Source organism: Sphingobium nicotianae, from assembly GCF_018603885.1.
GTDB lineage: Bacteria > Pseudomonadota > Alphaproteobacteria > Sphingomonadales > Sphingomonadaceae > Sphingobium > Sphingobium nicotianae.
The window spans coordinates 139,515-154,252 of record NZ_JAHGAW010000007.1 but is presented as its reverse complement, the minus strand read 5'-3'; the positions used below and the strand labels follow the sequence as shown (position 1 = coordinate 154,252).

Annotated in this window: 14 protein-coding genes; 3 read left to right on the top strand and 11 right to left on the bottom strand. The window is 67.0% G+C overall.

Annotated features, from left to right (window positions below; genetic code table 11):
• Positions 1 to 9: 9 nt before the first annotated feature.
• From KK488_RS11895 to KK488_RS11875, 5 genes are all read right to left on the bottom strand, one after another.
• Positions 10 to 1,785, bottom strand: coding sequence for an SLC13 family permease (locus tag KK488_RS11895; RefSeq protein WP_214623780.1), 1,776 nt, complete (start codon positions 1,783 to 1,785; stop codon positions 10 to 12).
• Positions 1,782 to 2,222, bottom strand: a complete 441-nt coding sequence (locus KK488_RS11890; RefSeq protein WP_214623778.1) for a YidH family protein — start codon at positions 2,220 to 2,222, stop codon at positions 1,782 to 1,784. Before KK488_RS11890 ends, KK488_RS11895 begins: the two co-directional genes overlap by 4 nt.
• Before the next feature lie 63 nt (positions 2,223 to 2,285).
• Complete coding sequence (locus KK488_RS11885; protein ID WP_214623777.1) at positions 2,286 to 3,080, bottom strand: LysR family transcriptional regulator; 795 nt, start codon at positions 3,078 to 3,080, stop codon at positions 2,286 to 2,288.
• Positions 3,077 to 3,475 carry a Co2+/Mg2+ efflux protein ApaG gene (gene apaG, locus KK488_RS11880; protein ID WP_214624028.1) on the bottom strand — a complete coding sequence of 133 codons (399 nt, stop codon included), beginning with the start codon at positions 3,473 to 3,475 and terminating at the stop codon, positions 3,077 to 3,079. The genes KK488_RS11885 and apaG overlap by 4 nt, the downstream gene beginning before the upstream one ends.
• A gap of 322 nt (positions 3,476 to 3,797) precedes the next feature.
• Entirely contained in the window at positions 3,798 to 5,003 is a 1,206-nt protein-coding gene (locus KK488_RS11875) for a trans-sulfuration enzyme family protein (RefSeq protein ID WP_214623775.1), read from the bottom strand.
• A 49-nt stretch (positions 5,004 to 5,052) separates the two neighbouring features.
• Here KK488_RS11875 and KK488_RS11870 point away from each other — a divergent pair, with 49 nt between their 5' ends.
• A complete protein-coding gene (locus KK488_RS11870) occupies positions 5,053 to 6,348 on the top strand; it encodes a glycosyltransferase family 39 protein (RefSeq protein ID WP_214623772.1) in 1,296 nt (431 codons plus the stop codon).
• On the opposite strand, the gene leuB is transcribed toward KK488_RS11870, so the two are convergent.
• The 6 genes from leuB to tpiA form a co-directional block, all read right to left on the bottom strand.
• Complete coding sequence (gene leuB / locus KK488_RS11865; protein WP_214623770.1) at positions 6,345 to 7,388, bottom strand: 3-isopropylmalate dehydrogenase; 1,044 nt, start codon at positions 7,386 to 7,388, stop codon at positions 6,345 to 6,347. The genes KK488_RS11870 and leuB overlap by 4 nt on opposite strands.
• Before the next feature lie 75 nt (positions 7,389 to 7,463).
• Complete coding sequence (gene recO, locus KK488_RS11860; RefSeq protein ID WP_214623768.1) at positions 7,464 to 8,198, bottom strand: DNA repair protein RecO; 735 nt, start codon at positions 8,196 to 8,198, stop codon at positions 7,464 to 7,466.
• A gap of 186 nt (positions 8,199 to 8,384) precedes the next feature.
• Positions 8,385 to 8,927, bottom strand: a complete 543-nt coding sequence (locus tag KK488_RS11855; protein ID WP_214623766.1) for an AAA family ATPase — start codon at positions 8,925 to 8,927, stop codon at positions 8,385 to 8,387.
• Positions 8,928 to 9,093: 166 nt separating this feature from the next.
• Positions 9,094 to 9,465, bottom strand: coding sequence for a hypothetical protein (locus tag KK488_RS11850; RefSeq protein WP_250890318.1), 372 nt, complete (start codon positions 9,463 to 9,465; stop codon positions 9,094 to 9,096).
• 191 nt (positions 9,466 to 9,656) lie between these two features.
• On the bottom strand, positions 9,657 to 10,070 hold the full coding sequence (locus KK488_RS11845; RefSeq protein ID WP_214623764.1) for a VOC family protein: 414 nt from the start codon (positions 10,068 to 10,070) through the stop codon (positions 9,657 to 9,659).
• A gap of 220 nt (positions 10,071 to 10,290) precedes the next feature.
• Positions 10,291 to 11,037, bottom strand: coding sequence for a triose-phosphate isomerase (gene tpiA, locus KK488_RS11840; protein ID WP_214623762.1), 747 nt, complete (start codon positions 11,035 to 11,037; stop codon positions 10,291 to 10,293).
• A 166-nt stretch (positions 11,038 to 11,203) separates the two neighbouring features.
• Between tpiA and KK488_RS11835 the strand changes: the two genes are divergently transcribed.
• Entirely contained in the window at positions 11,204 to 13,168 is a 1,965-nt protein-coding gene (locus KK488_RS11835) for a peptidylprolyl isomerase (protein ID WP_214623760.1), read from the top strand.
• Between the two features lie 9 nt (positions 13,169 to 13,177).
• Complete coding sequence (gene trpE, locus KK488_RS11830; RefSeq protein ID WP_214623758.1) at positions 13,178 to 14,707, top strand: anthranilate synthase component I; 1,530 nt, start codon at positions 13,178 to 13,180, stop codon at positions 14,705 to 14,707.
• Positions 14,708 to 14,738 lie beyond the last annotated feature (31 nt).

The following is a 14,738-nucleotide window of genomic DNA, read 5'->3' as shown; positions in this document are numbered from 1 at the left end:
CATGGTCGCTCAGTGGAGCGGCCAGGTCCAGATCACCAGCGGCGTGCCGACCAGCACGACGAGCAGCGAGAGCGGCGCGCCGAGCCGGGCATAATCGCTGAATTTATATCCGCCCGGCCCCAGCACCAGCGTGTTGCACTGGTGGCCGATGGGCGTCAGGAAATCGCAGCCGGCACCTATTGCAGTGGCGATGAGAAAGGCTTCAGGCCGATAGCCGAGATCATGCGCGAACACGCCGGCGATGGGCGCCATGACGAGCACGGTCGCTGCATTGTTGAGAAACGGCGTCACGGCCATTGCGGCGATCAGGATCATGGCGACGGCGCCCCAGGGCGGCAGCACCGCCGCGGCTTGGGCAAGGCCGGTCGCGATCAGATCGGACGCGCCGGTCGTGCGCAGGGAGTCGCTGACCGGGATGAGCGCGCCCAGCATGATCAGGATCGGCCATTCGATCGCCTCATAGGCCTCCCCGACCGGCAGCGCGCCGGTGATCACCATCAGGCCGGCCGCCGCGAAGAAAGCGATCGCCACCGGCACCGTACCGGTCGCAGTGGCGATCATCGCAGCCGCGAGGATGACGACCGGCAGCCAGCCGCGCTTGCTGCGGCCGAGCCGGATCGCGCGCTCCGCCAGAGGCAAGGCGCCCAGCTCGGCCAGACGTTCGGGCAAGAGGCTGGCCGGGCCTTGCAGCACGATCACATCCCCCTGCTGCAGCGGCGTCCGGCCGAGGGTGCGCGTCAGGTTCTTGCCCTGACGCGACACGGCGATGAGATTGACGCCGTAACGCTCCTGCAGGAGCAGCGCCACGGCGGTCTGGCCGATCAGGACGGAATCGGCCCCGATCACGGCCTCGATCACACCGATCTCGTCCCGTTCGCGCCCTTCCGGCACCGTGCGCTGCGTGCCTTCCAGCGCGAGCTTGTCGATGGCGATGACGCGCTCCAGCGCATCGGGCTCGCCGTTCAGGATCAGCAGGTCGCCTTCGTGCAGAATGGCATTGGCGTGGGTCGAACGACGCTTGCCTCCGCGCAGCAGGCTCGCGATCGTCACTTCGCCTTCGTGCCGCCGCTGGAAGGTGCCGATGCGTTCGCCGATTGCCGGCGATCCCTCGGATATGGTGACTTCCGTCGAATAGCCGCCGATGTTCAGCGCCTCTCCCATCGTGGGCGCGGCGCGGCGGCTGCGCGGCAGCAACCGATAGCCGAAGCGCAGGAAGACGAGGCCGACGATCAGAAGGCCAAAGCCGGTCGGGAAATAATCGAACATGCCGAACGGCTCGCCGGTCATCCGCTCGCGCACGCGGCTGACGATGATATTGGGCGATGTCCCGACCAAGGTCATGAGCCCGCCGAGCAGCGATGCGAATGACATCGGCATCAGGAAGACGGACGGGCTGGCACTATTCTTCTTTGCCATCTGGACGGCCGCCGGCATCAACATGGCCAGCGCCCCCACATTCTTGACGAGCCCCGAGGCGATGCCGACCGACGCGGTCAGCAGCAGCAACTGCGACCGCACGCGCCGTACGCGACGCCCCACGAAGCCGAGCGCCAGTTCGATTACGCCGGAACGCTGCACTGCGGCCGACATGACCAGCGCTGAGCCGACAATGATGACGATATCATCCGAAAAGCCGCTGAAGGCATCCTTGGGCTTGACGATCCCGATCGCCACCGCTGCCAGCAGCGCGATCACGGCTGTCACGTCATAGCGGAAGCGCCCCCACAGAAAGAGCGCCATCATGCCGATCAAAGTGCCGATCGAAAGCCATTGCGGCGTCGTCATCGGGCCGTCCAGATACCGACCAGCGCGGCCAGACAGACCAGCATCAGGAAGCCGTTGATGGCGACGAGCAGCACGGACGGGAGCCGGGGCGTGTCCGGTCGGGGCGGCGCGACACGGATCATCTGCCGCCAGATGGCGGCGACGAAGCAAAATCCGCCGAACAGGATGAGCAGGCTGCCGGTCGACAGGATCAGCCAGGGCGTCACCACGCCATCGAGCAACGTGCGCGCGCCGACGCCCGAGGCCAGCGCCGCAAGGCCGGTGCGCACCCAGGCCGCATAGGTTCGCTCCGCTGCGAGGATCGTTCGATCCGCCGCGAGTTCGGTCCGCCGATCCGCGCTGTCGGTCTGGACCGCCGCGCTCTCTTCAAGCTTGCCGGCGCTGCGCGCAAGCTTGACCTGCGCCTTGACCGCCGCCTTTTCCTGTTCGCCCGCCATATCTTCCCAACGCCCGAACGGCGCATTGGATGACGGCGATCGCAATTTATTTGAGAAAGCGTCTCAATCCCCGGTGAGCGCCGTCACCAGCGCCCGGACCTTCTTCTGCCGCCATTGCGGCAGCGGCGCGATCAGCCAGTAGCCGGTGCCCTCGCGCGGTTCGCCGACCATCGCGACGCGACCCGCGTCGATGTCGGCGCGGACCAGCAGCTCGGGCACGCAGGCGCGGCCGAAGCCGCTCGCCGCCGCGTCGATGGCGAGGCCCGCATCGGCAACCCGCATGATCGCCTTGCCGTCCTCGCCCGGGCAGCCGGGCCAGGCGATCGGCGCGTCGACACCCCTGCCGTCCGGCGCGCTCACCGTGACGAAACGCCCTTCGCCCAGCTTGATGCCTTCATGCTCGCCGGGGCCATCGGCAAGGCGAATGGCGACATCGAGATTGGCCTCGGTAAAGTCGAGCGCCTCGTCGGCTGCGACGAGCAGGAAATGCAGGTCGGGCTCGACGGCGGCATAGCTCGCGAGGCGCGCATTCAGCCATTTGGCGGTGAAATCGCGCGGCGCGGCGATGGTCAGATGCTGCGAGCTCTGGCCCGACTGCATGGCGCGGACCGACTCTTCCAGTTCCAGGAACGCGCTGCGCAGCGCGGGGAGGCCCGCCTCGGCCTCCGGCGTCAGCTCGAGGCCGCGTGGGGTGCGGCGGAAGAGGACGACGCCGAGCATGTCCTCCAGCGCGCGGATCTGCTGGCCGACGGCGGCCGGGGTCACCGCCAGCTCATCAGCCGCGCGGGTGAAGCTCAGGTGACGCGCCGCCGCGTCGAATACGCGCAGGCCGTTCAACGGGAGATGGGTGCGCTTCAATTCGAGACCGCCGGCGCCAGCAGGGGGAAGCGCGGGATGCGCACGTCGAGCATGCCGCCGCCGCCCTCGATCATCGCGTAACTGCCTTCCATCCAGCCGGTCGGCGTGGCGAGCGGGCAGCCGGAGACATAGTCATAGGCCTCGCCGGGCTGGATCACCGGCTCCTCGCCGACGACGCCCCTGCCCTCGCGCTGGAAGAGCGCGCCGCGCCCGTCCGCGATCGTCCAGCGGCGCGTTAGGAGCTGCACCGGCGTGCGGCCGCCATTCTCGATCCGGATATGGTAGCACCAGAACCACTGGCCCATTTCCGGGTCCGACTTCTCGGCATGGAATGTCACCGCGACGCGCACGGTGATTTGCTGCGTCGTCTCGGCATAAGGGAAGAAGGCGTCCATTATGCGATGCGTGTTCGACATGAGCGATGTCCTGTGACCTGCCCGGACCTTAGGGTGTGTCCCGATACCCGACAATGGCCGTGATTGTGCTCGGCGGTCCGTCGGCGAGAAGCGCGGCGCAGTCGCGTAGCAAATGCTACGCGCAAGCAAGGAACGAAGCCGACGGACCGCCGAGCACAACCGCTGCGCGGCGGGCGAAATCTGGCGCACGGCGTCGTTGCTCGTCGGTCACGATGAACAAGCATCGCTCCCTCCTCGCGCCTTGCCGTGCGCCAGATTTCGCTCCGTCCCGGCCGTTGTCGGGTATCGGGACACACCCTCATCAAAGGCCCACGGCGGTCAATGCCTGATCCAGATCGTCGATGATGTCGTCGGGATCTTCCAGTCCCACGTTGATGCGGATCATGCCTTCCTCGACGCCCGCCTCGGCGCGCTTCTCCGGCCCCATATTGTTGTGAGTGGTCGAGGCGGGATGGCAAAGCAGGGTGCGCGAGTCGCCGATATTGTTGGAAATGTCGGCGATCTGCAGGGCGTTGAGCATCGCCATCGCCTGCTTGCGGTCCTCCAGGATGAAGGAGAAGATCGGCCCCGCACCGGCCATCTGGCTCATCGCGAGATTATGCTGCGGGTGGCTCGGCAGACCGGGATGCAACACGCGCTCGACGCGGGTCTCGACGAACTTGCCGACCTTGAGCGCATTGTCCGACTGCTTGAACGCCCGCAGCTCCAGCGTCTCCAGGCCCTTCAGCACCACCCAGGCGTTGAACGGGGAGAGGATCGGGCCGGTGTTGCGTTGGAAGGGCGAGAGCTTGCCGTTGATCCACTCGTCCGAGCCGCAGACGGCGCCGGCGAGGACGCGGCCCTGCCCGTCCATCAGCTTGGTGGCGGAGTAAGCGACAATGTCCGCGCCGAAATCCATCGGGCGCTGCAGGATTGGCGTGGCGAAGGCGTTGTCGACGATCGTCAGAATGCCGTGCTCGCGGGCAAGGCCGCAGACATAGGCGAGATCGACGACGTCGAGCGTCGGGTTGGCCGGGGTCTCGAAGAAGAACACCTTGGTGTTGAGCTGGATCGCCGCCTTCCACTGATCATTGTCGCGCGCGTCGACAATGCTGTGGGTGATGCCGAAGCGGTTCAGCACATTGTCGAGGATCCAGCGGCACGAGCCGAAGGCGGCGCGGCCGGCGACGACGTGATCGCCCTGGTTGAGCATGCACAGCAGCGCACTGGTCATCGCCGCCATGCCGGTCGCCTGGACCTTGCACGCTTCCGCGCCTTCCATCAGCGCGATGCGCTCTTCCAGCATCTGGACGGTCGGGTTCTGGAAGCGGGAATATTGCATCCCCTTCGACTCGCCCGCGAAGCGCGCGGCGACTTCCTCGGCCGAGTCATAAGCATAGCCTGAGGTCAGGAAGAGCGCTTCGCTCGTCTCGCCCTGCTCGGAGCGCCAGGTGCCGCCACGCACCGCCTGCGTCGCGGGACGCCAGCGGCTTGTGAGGGAGCGGTCTTGTCCACTATGTCTCTTCATGCGGCCGCTTCTAGTCGCTCCCTTTGCGTGGTCAACCATGGCGAGCAACATGACACAGACGGCGACGCCCCAGATGACCCCGGCGCCGCGACCCGCACGGCCCTTCACCGCGCCGGATTGGCGCGATCGGGGCATCGCGGCCCTGTTCGCGCTGGCCGCGCTTGCGCTGTTCCTGTTTCGCCTGAGCGACCCCGCCAAGCTGGATTTCGACGAGACTCACTATGTGCCGGCGGTCCGCACCCTGCTGACCTTCACCGATTTGCCCAACGCCGAGCATCCGCCGCTTGCCAAATGGCTGATCGGCTTCGGCATGGCCCTTTGCGGCGACAATCCGTTCGGCTGGCGGATCATGAGCGTGGTCTTCGGCGCGGTGCTGGTCTTTGCCGGCGTGATGGCGGCGCGCTGGCTGCTCGCGACGCGGGCCGCCGCGACGATGACCGGGGCGCTGCTGCTGGTCAGCCCGATGCTCTTCATCCAGTCCCGCATCGCCATGCTCGACATCTTCGTCGCGAGCTTCCTGATGCTGGCTTTCTGGATGATGGCGGCGGCGGGGCGCGACGGCTTCCGCAGCCGGCCGCGCCTGATGCTCGCCGGGCTGTTCCTGGGTTGCGCAGTCGCCTGCAAATGGACGGCCATTCCACTCGTCGCCACCGCGATCGGCCTCTACGTCGCCCTGCGCTGGCGGGACCGGTCCGCAACACCGCAGCAAACCTCCTTCGTCGAGGGGCTGATGTGGCTCGGGCCGTTCGCGATCCTCGTCTATCTGGCGAGCTTCCTGCCCTATCTCTTCCTGCAGCTTGACGCCGTGTCGCTGGGCGGGATCATTCCCCGGCAATGGGAGATGTACAAGCTGCAAAGCTCGCCGATGGCCTCACACACTTATCAGAGCGTCTGGTGGCAGTGGGTGCTGATGATCCGGCCGATCTGGTACTTCTACGAGCCGCTGGACGGCATTCAGCGCGGCGTGCTGTTCATCGGCAATCCGGCGATCGGCTGGGGCGGCCTCGTCGCGCTGCTGCTCTGCCTGTACGCGGGGCTGCGGCAAGGGCAGACGGCCTTGCTGGTCATTCCGCTGCTCTGGGTCGTATCGGTCGCCTTCTTCGTGATCATCCCCAAGCCGGTGATGTTCTACTACCACTACTTCCCGGCCTCGCTGCTGCTCTGCTTCGCCATCGCCGGGGTGCTCGATCGCGCCTTCTGGCAGGCGGGCAACCGGGTGATCCCGGCGCTGGCGATCGGCTTCTGCGCGCTGCTGTTCCTCGAATTCTACCCGATCATCTCGGCCGCGCCGCTCGGCGATCCGCAGGACTTCAACCGCTGGATGTGGCTCGACAGCTGGCGTTAAAGCGCGGCCAGCACCGCATCGCCCATTGCGCTGGTGCTGAGCGAACCACCCAGATCGGCGGTGCGCGCGCCGCCGGCGAGGGCCTTCGCCACCGCCGCCTCGATGCGGTCGGCCGCCTCGGCCTGACCGAGCGAGAAGCGCAGCATCATCGCGGCGGAGAGAATCGTCGCCAGCGGATTGGCTTTGCTCTGCCCGGCAATGTCCGGCGCGCTGCCGTGGATCGGCTCGTACAGGCCCTTGCCGTTCGCATCGAGCGAGGCGGAGGCCAGCATGCCGATCGAGCCGACGCACATGCTGGCCTGATCCGAGAGAATGTCGCCGAACAGATTGCCGGTCACGATCACGTCGAACTGGCCGGGATTGCGCACGAGCTGCATCGCGGCATTGTCGACATACATGTGGCTGAGCGCGACGTCCGGATAGTCCGCCGCGACCTCAATCACCACATCGCGCCAGAGCTGGCTAGTCTCCAGCACGTTTGCCTTGTCGACCGAGCAAAGCTTGCCGCGCCGGGCCTGCGCCGCCTTGAAGGCGCTGTGCGCGATGCGGCGCACCTCGGCCTCGTTATAGGACATGATGTCATAGCCTTCGCGCAGACCGTCCGCCGTCCGGCGCATGCCCTTCTCGCCGAAATAGACGTCGCCATTCAGCTCGCGCACGATGAGCAGGTCGATCGCCTCGGCGATCTCGCGGCGCAGGGTCGAATCGTCGGCCAGTTCGGGAAACATCTTCGCGGGCCGCAGATTGGAAAAGAGGGTCAGTTCCTTGCGCAGGCCGAGGATCGCCTGCTCCGGACGCAGCGCCCGCTCCAGGCTGTCGCAAGTCGGATCGCCGACCGCGCCGAACAGGATCGCGTCGGCGCGCTTCGCAAGGTCCAGCGTTTCGGGCGGCAGCGGATGGCCCGTGGCATGATAGGCCGCGCCGCCGACGAGCGCACTCTCATAGGTCATGCCGGGCACGGCGAGCGCATCCAACACACGCCTGGCCTGCGCGGTCACTTCCGGGCCGATCCCGTCACCGGGCAGAATTGCTACGAGCATGCGCTTCCCTACTCCATCTTCCGTCATTCCCGCGTTGGCGGGAATGACGGAGCGCCTTAGTGACCTCCCCCGCCCTCACGCAACCGCTCTTTTCAGACGCTCGATCAGCCGCTCGCGCGCCGCGAGGATCTCGGCGCGACGCGGGTCGACCAGGCTGGTTTCGATAAAATGCCCGGTGAGCGCGAAGCCGGAGAAGATGTCCGCCCAGCTTGCCTCTCCACCGACGGTCAGGAAGGCCGGCAAGGGCAGCAGCCGCTGCGCATGCACGCCCGCCCCCGCCGCGCTCACTGCCCGGCCCGTGCGCGGGCTGACGAACGCGAGATCGTCGGTTGCGCCCGTCGCCGCGCATTCGGAGAGATCAAGCCCGAAGCCGAGCTCCGCCAGCACGAGCAGCTCATAGCGCACCAGCGCCACCGCCCAGCCCCGTGCGGCGGGCGCCGCCTCGACCGCGTCGAGCACGGCGGAGAGCGCGCTGTAGAGCGCGGGATAGGGGTGGCCCTCCGGCAAGGTCGCCGCCGTGAAGGCGCAGGCCCAGTCGATCGCGGCGGCCGGCAAGGGCTCGCCGAGCAGAGGCCCCCGGCTGCGGAGCAATTCGGCCGAGAGGCTCGCAAGCTGATCCTCGGTGCGCGCCCGGAAGATGCCGCGCACGATATTGCCGGCCATCAGCACCGGCCGCATCCGCGTCGAACGCCCACCCTGCACATAGCCGGGGAGCAGCCCCGCCTCGGCGGTGAGCGCGCGGACGATCGCGCCATGCTCGCCATGCGCGCGGACGGAGCAGATGATCGCGGTGGTGGCGAGGCTGGTCATCGGCGCGTCCGCGACTGATCCACAAATTCACGCGACCGGGATCCGAAGGTCACGAAAGTCACGGTGTAAACATAATAAAGTCCGGGGTCGGTGACTCTTGTCGAGCGAATGGGCCGATTGATGGACGAAACGGACATGAGCCGACCATGGCATGGCGCGGGGGTCGTAGGACAGCGCCGATTTCCCTCATACTCCGGGGCACATCCCTGTCCAGGCATGGATTTGATCGACAGCCTGCTCAGGATCCAGCGCAGTCACATCCAGGTCCATCGTCCGATCACAATGATCCAGCAGCACCGGACGGTCCAGACCGTCGTTGAGACTGGCCGGATCGGTCAGTTTGCGCAGGAGGGCGCGCGTTGGCTCCGCGATGCGCCGGGCGTTCTCCTCCAGCGTGCAGTGAATGTGGACGCCCAGGAGCGGAACGCTGCGCCGGTCGGCCAGATCGCGGATCGCGACCTGCCAGTCCCGCGTCCACCAGAGCGCCGTGCCGGTCGCCATGGTGATGACGATCGGCACCTGTGCGGGCAGTTGCGCCGCTCGATCGAAGGCGATCGTCCGCACCGCCTGCACCGTCTCGTAAAACTCGGGCGAGCGGAACGTGGTCATCGCGAAGGCGGGGTTATAGATGGTGTGATTATCGAGCAATCGGCCGCTCATCCGGTCGGCCAGGGCGCGGCCAATGGTCAGCTTTCCGACCCCGCCATGTCCGCTGAGCTCGATGATCATCGACAAGCTATAAGCGAGATCGCATCGATTTCACAACGCGGGACGGCCTCACCGAATGACAGGCGAACGCGAGAAGAATGCGCATCTTGCCCTGCCAACGGCCCGTCCGGGTCAGACTGGCCTGTGTCGATCGCACCCGATGAGGATCGGTCGCTTGGCGCGGACCTTATCCCATTGCCCGTTGCGCCGCCTCGGCGGTGTCGGCGGGCGTGGTGTTGAAGGCGATCCGGCTTTGCGGCGCGAGGCTGTGGACGAGATTGATGACGGTCTCGAAGAGCAGCAGCAATTCGGGCGGCTCGCGCAGCCCGGCGCCGATCACGATGCAATCGTAGCTGCGCGCGCGCAGCGCCGCCTCGACCTGCTCCGCGGCGGTAGCGCCCATATCCACCAGGCAGCTGTCCACGGCATAGCCGAGCGCGCCGATCCGGCCGATCTGGTCATCGAGGTAGGCGCGCACGATTTCAGGCGTCAGGGTCGGGAAGGCGCTTAGATCAGAAAAGACGGGATCGATACCGATCGCCAGCACGGTCTTCGTCATGATATCATCCTCGCGCAATTCCGGAAGCGTCTCGCCCCGATTGACATTCGGCGGGTTGCCTCCGCCATCTTTCGTCATGCTGAACTTGTTTCAGCACCCATCTCGCCATCGAGACCGGGGCTTATTAGCGCGATGGATCCTGAAACAAGTTCAGGATGACGACTGTCCACGAAAAAGGGCGCCTGCCGCGCTCAGAAGCTTGAATGTCGATCCGTCCCAGCCGTCTGGTCCCAACTGTTCGCATCGTCGGCAAATCCATCACGCTGGACGCGCACGACGCAGAAGCGCTGGCCGGTGGGGGCTCGCATGACCACCCAGCGCGCCATCTGCGTATCGATCGTCGCACCGAGCTTTTCCAGACGCTCGACCTCGGCGGGAATATCGTCCGTCTCGATGTCGAGATGGATGCGGCTCTCGTGGTCGACGCGCTGGATCTGCACGCTGATCTCGCCCGGCGGGGTCGCCAGCATCCTGTAGTTGCCCCGCGTCCCGGGATGATCGGGATCGACCGGGCGGCCGAGCGCGTCTGCCCAGAAGCGCGCCGCCGCGTCGATATCCTCGCTGTGACAATCGATCAATATGCCGTTGATTCGGGAGCGATGCATGGTCACCTCGTGATGCCGAGCGGCGCCGCCTTGAGCGGCCGCCGGACGATCCTGACAATCCGTTTCCCACAATCCGGTCGGATATCGCGCGCCGGCCGGCGCGTCCAATAAGGCGAGACGCGCCGATCATAAGCCGGGTTTATCTGTCGAGCGACTTTCCGTTTGGCTTCATTTGGCTGCCCCTCCCCGCCACAAACCGGGGAGAGAAAGGCGATGCCGGTCAGGCCGCCGCGATGATCGGCGCGAACTTTGCCGCGGAGAGGCTCGCGCCGCCGACCAGCGCGCCGTCGACATCGGGCAGGTGGAGGATATCCGCGGCATTGTCGCCCGAGACCGAGCCGCCATAGAGGAGGCGCATGGCCGCGCCCTTCTCGCCGAGCCTGGCGACCAGCGCCGCGCGCAGCGTGGCGTGCATCGCGGCGATCTGCGGCGGCGTCGCGACCTTTCCCGTGCCGATCGCCCAGACCGGCTCATAGGCGATGGTCAGCCAGTCCGGATCGGCCCCTTCCGGCAGCGAGGCGAGGAGCTGATCGACCACCCAGTCCTGCGCTTCCTCGTCGCCCAGCTCGCGCGTCTCCAGCGTCTCGCCGACGCAGAGGACGACCTTGAGGCCGGCGCCATGGGCGAAGGCGGCCTTGGCGGCGACATCGGCGCTCGTCTCGCCATGATAGGCGCGCCGCTCGCTATGACCGACCAGCGTGGCGCCGGCACCCGCCTCGACGAGCATCGCCGCCGAGATATCGCCGGTATAGGCGCCGGATTGCGCCTGATGGCAATCCTGCCCGCCGATCAGGACACCGTCCGCCAGGGGCGCGGCCGCCGCGATCAACGTCGCGGGGAGGAACAGCGCGACATCGATGTCATCCCGCGCACCCGCAAGCTTGGCGATCGCCGAGACTTCGCTCAAATGGGCCTTGAGGCCGTTCATTTTCCAGTTTCCCGCGATGAGCTTGCGTCGACCGGTCATTCCCGCGCCTTCCTTTCCCAGTAAAAGTCCGTTGTCAGTTGCCGAGCGATTGGACGGGCTCGAAAGCTTTGTCCAGTGCCTCGCGCCCTTCACGCTTGATGCCGCCCCTGCCCCGCCCTAAAGCGAGCGCCAATCTTCTGCCCGACAGCTTCTGGATCGCAACGACATGAATTTCTTCCGGCGCATTATCGGCTCCAAATGGGGCGGCACGATCGCCGTGCTCTTTCTGGGCATGATCGCCCTCGCGTTCGTGATCGGCGACATGAAGGGATCGGGCGGAATCGGCGTGCTCGGTGCGCCCAGCGAAGGCGAGGTCGCTAAGGTCGGCGGCCGGGCGCTGACGGTGAACGAACTGCAGGCGCGCGCCCAGCTCGTGTTCGAGCGGATGCGCGAGGATCAGCCCACGCTGACGATCGACCAGTTCATCAGCCAGGGCGGCCTGCGCCGTGTCGCGGACGAGCTGATCGGCATCCAGGCGCTGATCGCCTATGGCGACAAGCATGGCATGCGGATCAGCAAGAAGCTGATCGATGCGCAGATCGCCAGCAATCCCGCCTTCGTCGACGCGACCGGCAATTTCAGCGAGACGGTCTTCCGTCAGCTCCTTGCCCAGCGCCGCGTCAGCGAGAAGGACATGCGCACCGACATCACCGGGCAGATCCTCCAGCAGCAGATGCTCGGCGCCGTCTCGGCCGGCGCGCGCACGCCGGACGGCATGGTGCCGCCTTATGCGGCCATGCTGATCGAGGAACGCGACGGCGGCATGTACGCCATCCCCTCGGCCGCCTTCGCGCCCAAGACGCCGCCGAGCGACGCCGAGCTGCAGGCCTATTATCGCGCCAATGGCGGCCAGTTCGCCGTGCCCGAGCAGCGCCGCCTGCGCTACGCGACGATCAATCTCGCCCGCTTCGAGGCGGCCGCGACGCCGACCGATGCCGAGCTTGTCCAGGCCTACAAGGCGAAGGCAGCCCAATATCAGGCGCGCCAGTCGCGCGACATGAGCCAGCTCATTCTCACCAGCGAAGCCGCCGCCAAGGATGCCGCCGCCAAGGCCAAGGCCGGAACGCCGCTCGCCGACGTGGCCAAGACCCTGGGCCTGTCGGCGACGCGCATCGACGGCGTGGACCAGACCCAGCTCGCGGCGCAGACCAATGCCGACATCGCCAAGGCCGCCTTCGCCGCCGGCAAGGGCGGCATCATCGGCCCGATCCGCGCGCCGCTCGGCTGGGCGGTGCTGCGGGTCGAGGAGGTGCGCGACATCCCCGGCAAGACGCTGGAGCAGGCCAAGGCAGAGCTGATCCCGGAGGCACGCACCGCCAAGCAGAAGCAGCTCTTCAGCGAGTTTCTGAACAAGCTCGACGGCAAGCTGGGCGAAGGCGCGAATTTTGCCGAGCTGGCCAAGGCGAACGGCCTCGAGATCGTCGAGACACCGTTCATCATCAAGGACGGCAAGGCGCTCAAGGATCCGGACTTCAAGGCCGACCCGACGCTGACGGCGCTGCTCAAGCAGGGCTTCGCGATGTCGTCCGACGACGACCCGCAGATCGTGCCCGTGAAGCCGGATGAGGAAGCCGCCGTGCTGGCGGTCGGCGAGGTCGTGCCCGCCGGTCCGCCGCCTTATGCCGAGGTGAAGGCCGCCGTGCAGATCGCCTGGGGCCTCTCCAAGGGGGCCGGCCAGGCGCGCGAAGTGGCGACGAAGCTCGCCGCCGAACTGGGTCGCGGCGGCGATCCCGCGGCGATCCTCGCCAAGCTCGGCATTCCCGCCACGGTGCCGCAGCAGAAGCTCCACGCCCGGCGCGCCGACATCAACAATCAGGAGAATGGCAAGATCCCGCCGCCGCTCCAGGCGCTGTTCACGATCAATGTCGGCGCGACGAAGGTTTTGCCGCTCGATAACAGCCAGGGCTTCCTGGTGGTGCGGCTCGACAAGATCACGCCCAACGACCCGACCAAGATCCCGCAGCTCATGCAGTCGACCAAGGCGGGCCTCAGTAACGTGCTCGGCGGCGAATATGCCCGCCAGTTCCTCGTCGCGATCGAGAACGACCTGGGCGTCGAGCGCAACCAGGCCGCCTTCGCCACGGTCGAGGCGGCACTGCGCCAGGCCAATGGCGCCGCGGCAGCGCAATAGGGCCGCCGCTTGACCAACGCGCAGGACAGCATCGCCACCGCCCGTGACGCCCTGTCGCAGGGACGCTCGGCGCTCGTCTGGCAGCGGATCATCGCCGACACCGAGACGCCCGTCTCGGCGGCGCTCAAGCTCATCGAGCCGGAGCGCGGCGACTTCATCCTGGAATCGGTCGAGGGCGGATCGGTGCGCGGGCGCTACAGCCTGATCGGCCTCGCGCCCGACCTCGTCTTCCGCGCGACCGGGACAGATTGCGAGATCAACCGCCAATGGCGCACCGATCGAGAGGCCTTCATACCGCTCGGAACCGACCCGCTCAGCGCCCTGCGTGCGCTCGTCGCCGAGTGCCGCGCGGACGTTGACCCGGCCCTTCCGCGCGCGCTCGCCTGCCTCGTCGGCTATTTCGCCTATGAGACGATCGGCCTTGTCGAGAAGCTGCCCCGCCCGGCCGACAATGGCCTCGGCACGCCGGACATGCTGTTCGTCCGGCCGACGGTGGTGCTGGTGTTCGACCGGCTGGCCGATGCGTTGTACCTCGTTGCGCCGGTCTGGGCCGGCGAAGTCGGCGACATCGGCGCCAATATCGATCGGGCGCTGGCCAACGCGGAGGACCGGATCGAGGAGACCGCCGCGCTGCTCGCCAAGCCGCTGCCAGCCGCGCAGGCCCCGGACATCGACCCGGCCGACATCGCCGTCACGCCGGTCGTCGCGCCGGAGCATTATCGCGACATGGTGCTGAAGGCGAAAGACTATATCATCGCCGGCGACATCTTCCAGGTCGTGCTGGCCCAGCGCTTCACCACCCCGTTCACCCTGCCGCCGATCCATCTCTACCGCGCGCTGCGGCGGATCAATCCCTCGCCGTTCCTCTATCATCTCGACCTGCCGGGCTTCGCGCTGACCGGTTCCAGTCCCGAGATCCTGGTGCGGGTGCGCGACGGCGAGGTGACGATCCGACCCATTGCCGGCACCCGTCCGCGCGGCAAGACGGCCAGCGAGGATGCCGAGAACCGCGCCTCGCTGCTGGCCGATCCCAAGGAGCGCGCCGAGCATCTGATGCTGCTCGACCTCGGCCGCAACGATGTCGGGCGCGTCGCCAGTACGGGCAGTGTCAAGGTGACCGACAGCTACACGGTCGAGTTCTACAGCCATGTGATGCACATCGTCTCGAACGTGGTCGGCAAGCTCGATCCACGGCGCGATCCGCTCGATGCACTGTTTGCCGGTTTCCCGGCCGGCACGGTGTCGGGCGCGCCCAAAGTGCGCGCCTGCGAGATCATCGCCGAGCTGGAGCCCGAGACACGTGGGCCCTATGCCGGCGGCGTCGGCTATTTCTCGCCCGACGGGAACATGGACAGCTGCATCGTGCTGCGCACCGCGCTGGTGAAGGACGGGGTCATGCATGTGCAGGCCGGCGCCGGCATCGTCGCGGACAGCGAGCCGGCCTACGAGCAGCGCGAATGCGAGGCCAAGTCCGGCGCATTGATCGCGGCGGCGCGCGAGGCCGTGACAATCGCGCGCGAGGCGGGCTTCGGCCAGTAGCGAACGCCGCAGAATAACGGTTTACGGCGAG

Bases quoted from the DNA above. Each gene is read 5' to 3' on its own strand.
- leuB (WP_214623770.1), bottom strand. From the start codon at position 7,388: ATGCTCGTAGCAATTCTGCCCGGTGACGGGATCGGCCCGGAAGTGACC.
- KK488_RS11845 (WP_214623764.1), bottom strand. From the start codon at position 10,070: ATGCATCGCTCCCGAATCAACGGCATATTGATCGATTGTCACAGCGAG.
- KK488_RS11870 (WP_214623772.1), top strand. From the start codon at position 5,053: ATGACACAGACGGCGACGCCCCAGATGACCCCGGCGCCGCGACCCGCA.
- recO (WP_214623768.1), bottom strand. From the start codon at position 8,198: ATGACCAGCCTCGCCACCACCGCGATCATCTGCTCCGTCCGCGCGCAT.
- KK488_RS11890 (WP_214623778.1), bottom strand. From the start codon at position 2,222: ATGGCGGGCGAACAGGAAAAGGCGGCGGTCAAGGCGCAGGTCAAGCTT.
- KK488_RS11850 (WP_250890318.1), bottom strand. From the start codon at position 9,465: ATGACGAAGACCGTGCTGGCGATCGGTATCGATCCCGTCTTTTCTGAT.
- KK488_RS11875 (WP_214623775.1), bottom strand. From the start codon at position 5,003: ATGAAGAGACATAGTGGACAAGACCGCTCCCTCACAAGCCGCTGGCGT.
- tpiA (WP_214623762.1), bottom strand. From the start codon at position 11,037: ATGACCGGTCGACGCAAGCTCATCGCGGGAAACTGGAAAATGAACGGC.
- KK488_RS11835 (WP_214623760.1), top strand. From the start codon at position 11,204: ATGAATTTCTTCCGGCGCATTATCGGCTCCAAATGGGGCGGCACGATC.
- KK488_RS11895 (WP_214623780.1), bottom strand. From the start codon at position 1,785: ATGACGACGCCGCAATGGCTTTCGATCGGCACTTTGATCGGCATGATG.
- apaG (WP_214624028.1), bottom strand. From the start codon at position 3,475: ATGGACGCCTTCTTCCCTTATGCCGAGACGACGCAGCAAATCACCGTG.
- KK488_RS11855 (WP_214623766.1), bottom strand. From the start codon at position 8,927: ATGATCATCGAGCTCAGCGGACATGGCGGGGTCGGAAAGCTGACCATT.